This is a genomic window from Thermodesulfovibrio sp., from assembly GCF_049969575.1.
In the GTDB taxonomy this organism is placed as follows: Bacteria; Nitrospirota; Thermodesulfovibrionia; order Thermodesulfovibrionales; family Thermodesulfovibrionaceae; genus Thermodesulfovibrio; species Thermodesulfovibrio obliviosus.
This window is the reverse complement of record NZ_JBMFOO010000022.1, coordinates 1,304-7,337: the sequence shown is the minus strand read 5'-3', so window position 1 is coordinate 7,337 and position 6,034 is coordinate 1,304. Positions and strand designations below refer to the sequence as shown.

The 6,034-nt window shown below is 34.9% G+C and carries 6 protein-coding genes; all 6 read left to right on the top strand.

All coding sequences use genetic code 11. The features are described 5' to 3' along the window. Nucleotides 1-400: hypothetical protein (locus ACP5O9_RS06240; RefSeq protein ID WP_428723645.1), on the top strand; the 400-nt coding region annotated here is incomplete at its 5' end. A 178-nt stretch (nt 401-578) separates the two neighbouring features. Then, nucleotides 579-1,502: a CsgG/HfaB family protein gene (locus tag ACP5O9_RS06235; protein WP_428723644.1), complete on the top strand. Its 924-nt coding sequence runs from the start codon at nt 579-581 to the stop codon at nt 1,500-1,502. Nucleotides 1,503-1,577: 75 nt separating this feature from the next. After that, on the top strand, nt 1,578-2,786 hold the full coding sequence (locus ACP5O9_RS06230) for an S-layer homology domain-containing protein (protein ID WP_353686234.1): 1,209 nt from the start codon (nt 1,578-1,580) through the stop codon (nt 2,784-2,786). Nucleotides 2,787-2,795: 9 nt separating this feature from the next. Beyond that, nucleotides 2,796-3,704 (top strand): hypothetical protein, encoded by a 909-nt coding sequence (locus ACP5O9_RS06225; protein ID WP_428723643.1) that lies wholly within the window; start codon nt 2,796-2,798, stop codon nt 3,702-3,704. Between the two features lie 17 nt (nt 3,705-3,721). After that, nucleotides 3,722-4,426, top strand: coding sequence for an SIMPL domain-containing protein (locus ACP5O9_RS06220; protein ID WP_353686236.1), 705 nt, complete (start codon nt 3,722-3,724; stop codon nt 4,424-4,426). 3 nt (nt 4,427-4,429) lie between these two features. Then, on the top strand, nt 4,430-6,034 hold a 1,605-nt coding region (locus tag ACP5O9_RS06215), incomplete at its 3' end, for a tetratricopeptide repeat protein (RefSeq protein WP_428723642.1).

The following is a 6,034-nucleotide window of genomic DNA, read 5'->3' as shown; positions in this document are numbered from 1 at the left end:
CAAAATAATCATATTAACTTCAGGAACAGAACAAGCAAAAGCAATGGCATCTAATATAGAGGATGCTGCTATGCAGAGTCTTAAAACTCTTTCAGAAGAGTTTGTACCGATCGTTTTCGAAAAAATAACTAAATATGTAAATAGCCTTTCTAAGAAAATATTAGTTAAAGTTGAAGGTGTGTCAGATATAGATAAACATTTTGAAATAAAAGAATTACTGCAGAATATAGCATGGGTTACAGAAGTTGAAGACAGAGGTCTTGGAGAATTTATGATAAGTTATCCTGAAAATCCTGTATATCTTGCAAACAGCCTGAATCAAAAAGGCTTCACCGTTGTTAATTTTTCGCCATTTTATATTATTTTAAAGGCTGAAAACAATAGAGTAAGGGATAATTGAAAATTAAACAGTTGCATTTTCTTGATTATCAAAAACTTGTGTTTTTTTGAAAACTCTCAGAATTAAATTGGAGGTAATAAAGATGCAACAGAAAACTTTGTATAGCGTTATTTTATCCATTCTTATGGTAGCTATTTGGGGATGCGTCCCCCCAAAAGTTAGCTTGATGGAGTATACAATGTTGGATATTGATAACAAAAAGGTAACACATTTCATGCCTGATTATGCTATTCAGAAGAGAAAACCAAAAATTGCAATTCTTCCACCATCTGATAATACTCAGTTCAGAGGATGTGAGCTCTACAGCAGTGCGCAGGAGTATCTTACTCAAGCATTTGCCAATACAGGCAGTGTCGAACTCGTGGAAAGATCTCAACTAAAGGTATTGATGGAAGAGTTAAAATTTAGAGCAGGTGTTTCAGGAGATATAGATCTTCAGAAATTTGCAAAAATTGCTGAAAAAGTAGATTTCGTACTTGTTGGTTCCATATCAAAGGCGTATATTAATGTACGCTTTACTCCGGCAAGTTCATGGACAGATAAAAAAGGAAAAACCCACTATAACCCGGCATCTTGCAATGAAGAGGGTGAGGTTGGATTGACACTCAGATTGATTCAATTTCCAGAAGGAAGAATTCAGAAAGCTTTTAGTATGAATGGTAGAGCAAAAAATTATAGAGGACAAGACAATTATTGCAGGGTGGAGGATCCTTGCGGACTTTTAAATAAGGCAATTGAAAACGCTATTAATAACTCCAGAAGTGAAATTTTTGATGTGTTTTCAGTTTATGGATATATATACAAAACAATGACAAACAGAAAAAATCCTAAAGAAAGAATCGCGTTTATTACACTGGGGCGTTCAGATGGTTTAAAAGAAGGCTCAATAGTTGAAATTGTAGAGTTTGTAAAAGAAAGAGATCCAGTAAAAAATATTGATATAATTACACCCAGAATAGTTGGTGAGTGCACTGTATCAGAAACGGATTTACAAAGTGACAGAAGCATTTGCATTATTGCTGAAGATTATGTAGATAAAGTTTTGACAGGTCATGCTATTAAAACAAGCGCACCAAAAGGGTTCTGGCAAAAATTAAGATAAAAAATGTGAAAATTACCTTTACATATATTTTTTTTACTGATATTATCTGATTAGAAAAGCAAAGGAGGTTTTGGTATGAAATATTTAAAAATTTTAGTTTTCCTATCTATTATTGTCATAGCTATCTATGGATGTGCTCCAAAGGAAGTCTCAAAATGCACTCTTCCTGAAGACAATCCAGAATACCATTATCTCATTGGAATGAAAGCTCTGGAAGATGGGAAAATTGAGCTTGCAATTGAGAAGTTTGAGAGAGCCATTTACTGCGATGAAAACTTCTCAAAGGCTTATTCAGGGCTTGCTATTGCAAAGTCTGAAAAAGTTAAGAAAATTCAGGATCCTGAAATTAAAAAAATTGAAATTGAAAGAATTAACAAAGACCTGAAAACTGCCAAAAAGAAAGCAGAGACTCCTCAGCAAGAGTTTGACTACTACATGGCAAAAATAAGAAGTTTAACCAATCTCAAAACAAACTCACTTGAGGAAACTGAAAAAGCCTATTTCAATGTACTGAACATTAAAGTTGATGATGCTCAACTTACTTATTATCAAGGTAAAGAAGCAGCCCATTATTTTATGGGGCTTGCATATTTTGATGCACTTGATTTTGAAAAAGCAAAGGACAAATTCAGAGCTGTTTTGAACTCAAAGATAGATGGAAAATGGAATGAAAAAGCTGACAGAGCCTGGAAAAAAACTGATAAAATCATCCGTGCAATGGCTGGAATAACAGTTGGCGATGCTGGCAAAAAAATCGCAGTCAAAGATTCAATAACAAGAGCTGAACTTGTAGCTTTGCTTATCAATGAACTTAAAATTGACAGGGTTTTTTCTGGCAAAATTCCGATTCAAAGTGAGATTAAACAGATAAAGCCAGAATTTATACCTGCTGACATCATCAACAATCCATTTAAACAGGAGATACTAACAATACTCAAATGGAAAATTAGAGGACTTGAACCAAAATATGATGAAACAGTAAAGGCATATCTTTTTAAACCAGATGAAATTGTAAAAAGAGGTGAAATGGCTTTGATACTTGAAGATGTATTGATTAAGCTTACAGGTGATGAAAAAATTGCAACCGCATTTTTCGGGCATGAAAAATCTCCATTCCCGGATATAAGACCAACATCTCCAATTTACAATGCTGTTATGAACATGACAACAAGGGGGATTATGGAGCCAGAGCTTTCAGGAGAATTTGATCCTGAAAAACCAGTTGATGGAGCAGAGGCAATTCTTGCAATAAGAATGTTAAAACAAAAAATAAACATTTATTAGGAGGGCAAAATGAAAAAACTATCAGTTATTGTCTTATTATTGTTTTTATTGATAGGAGTGGGCATTGCTCAGCAGGATACTGATAAGGTCTCATCAACATTTGAAAAGGCAAATGAATGGCTTCAGAAAAACAATCTTACTCTTACCACTTCACCTGAACAGGCATTTATCAATGATTACATTCTTGTTGCAGCTGAGGGACTCCCATCACCAACTGCAAAAACACCTGCTCAGAGAAGGCTTACTGCAGAAAGAGCTGCCACTACCCTTGCTTATCGCCAGCTTGCAGAGATAATTGAAGGAGTTGCAGTTGTTGGAGACACAATGGTCAAAGATGCAGAGCTTCAGTATGATGTTGTAAGAACAGCGGTTACAGGCTTTGTAAAGGGTGCTCAGATTGTGCATAAAGAATGGGATCCTCAGCAAGAAGTTGCCCTTGTTATTGTAAAAGTGGGAATGACAGGTCCAAAAGGATTTGGCTCTCTTATGTATGAAAAAATTCTCGGAGATCCTAAGATCAAAAAAGAAATAATCGAACCTCAACCTCAATTTAAACCAAAGCCTGTTAAACTTGAAGAAAGATATGATGGACTTATAATTGATGCCAGAGAGGTTAACTTCAGACCAGCTCTTATAAACAGAATATTTACTCAAAAGGGTGATCTTCTTTATGACCCTTCAAAAATAAGTCAAAAAGTGCTTGTTGAGCAGGGCTGCGGTGAATACACCAATAGCATTGAAAAGGCAATGGCAGCTCTGGAAAAAAGAGGAGTAAAAAATCCTCTAATAGTAAAAGCCTCTGGTACAGTAACTCCTTCTGATGTTCAGGTTTCAGATGAAGATGCTGTAAAAATTTATTCGGCAAATCAGAAGGCAAACTTCTTTGCCAGTGCAAAAGTTGCCTTTGTGTTGAAATAAGTTAAAAGGGAGGCATCATGAAAAAATTATTGATAATTTTTATCACATTTTTTGTATTAATTGCCACTTCTACATACGCCCAGGACGATACAACGGTTTTCATAATCCTTGAAGAAGTAAAAGAGCTTATTCCAGACATTCTCTCTTTGAGTGTTGGAGTTAATGTAAATACATCAAAGGAAGTTGATGCCGTAAACATTCTTGGTGCAGTAGATAAATCTTTGAAAAATCTTGGTTTTGAATATCGTGGTGGAAAATATTATGTTACTAAAAACTGCTGGTGGGAAGAAAATAAACAAAAATGCTCAGGCTACAAAGGTTCAATTCACTACTTATTTGAATTAAAAGAACCTTCTCAGCAGAATAAAATTTTTCAAGAACTGGCAAATTTTAAAGAAAAATACGGTGAAAAAATGGATTTCATAGTATCAACTCCAGAGTGGACTGTGTCCAAAAAGAATCTTCGTAATGCTGAAGATGCATTGAAAATTGAGATAATTGGTAATGCTCAAAATTTTGCCAAAAAAGTTTCTGAAAAAATGGGTAAAACTTGTAGTTTAACCAGCATAGACTATGACATTAGAAGACCTTCATGGTGGTGGAAAGAAGAAGAGGTTTCTTATATGATGAAAACAACAAAATCAATGGTAGAAGCACCAGAACCTAAGAAGGAAGAAAAGACAGTTTCAGTAAAAGCTTCTGTAAAGATGATTTGCAGGTAAAAAATGAGATGGAAGCATCTTTTAATATCAATTTTAATAGTTTTTATTCCCCTGACAGTTACTGCTCAACCAAAAAGTGAAGCTGAAAGACTGTGGGAGCTTGGAGATAAAGCTTACAAGGAAAAAAGATACAAAGAAGCGATCTACTATTATGAAAAGTCCCTTGCATTATGTGGAAATGATTATGAATGCTATACTTCTAACTACAATGGTCTTGGTGCATCTTACGAAGACATGGGAGATGATGACAAGGCACTGTTTTATTACGAAAAAGCAATTGATGCTGCAAGAAAACTTGGCAATAAAGAATGGCTTGCTGATGACCTTTTTCTTGCTGGTTCAATTTACTATCGTAGAGCAATTGATTATGAAAAAGCATACCACTATCTTGAAGAGTCAAGGAGGCTTTTTGCTGAACTCAATGCTAAAGATTCTCTTCCCATAGTTTTACACGAATTTGGAAAAGCTGCGCTGAGTATTGGTAAGTTTAATGAGGCTCTTTCAAGCTTCAACGAATCTGCAAAACTTTACAAAGAAAAGGGAGATGAAAATTCTGTTGGAGCAAATCTTTCTTTTATCGGAGTGGTTTACCATAGGATGGGTCAGCTTGAAAAAGCCCTTTCCTATTATGAAGAGGCGTTAAAATTAGCAAAAAAATATAACAACTCAGAAGGGATCTCAATTGTAATGCGTTATATAGCAGACACATATGCTGACCTTTATAAGCCTGAAAAGGCTATTTCTTATTATCAGGAAGCAATAGAAATCCAGAGTAAAAACAATCTAAAACGAGAACTTGGAGTAACATTGAATAATCTTGGAACATTATATTTTGATCTCGGACAGTATGAAAAGGCTCTATCAAACTACGAACAGGCGCTTAGAATAGCAAAAGAACAAAATGATACTCCAACAATCGCAACAATACTTAATAATATTGGCCATGACTATTCCAAATTAGGCAGGCTTGATATGGCAATTTCTTATTATCAGCAGTCCCTTGAAATTGAAAGAAAACTGAAAAGACCTCATTCGCTTGCCTATGTTTTAAACAATATCGGGATGCAATATTTTAAAGCTGGTAAATACAATGATGCTTTAAAGTATCTATATGAAGCCCTTGAAATTGATAAAAGACTGAATAATCCCTATCTTCTTGAAACAAGGATCAATAATATTGGTGCTGTTTATCTAAAACAGGGAAGATTAAAAGAGGCAGAGGAGGTATTCATTGAAAGAAAAAGACTTGAAGAAAGAATTAAACCAAACAGACTGCTTCATCTCGGTCTCATAGAGGTATATCTTAAAACAGGCAGATATGATGAGGCATTAAGGCTTGCAAATGAGATTCCACCTTCATGGAGAGATAATCCAAATAGGCACTTTGAGTATTACACTCAGGTAGGGCTGGCATTAAAAGGTAAAGGGAACTTACAGGAATCAGCAATTAATCTGATGAATGCTATAAACATAGTTGAAGACATGAGACAGTCAGTTAGTGAAAAAGGTCAATTTTTTGCAGGTGGTGGATATTACGGAAGGCTCACTCCATACAGAGCAATGATATCAGTGCTTTATGGAATGTTTAAAAAAGGTTATGAGCTTACT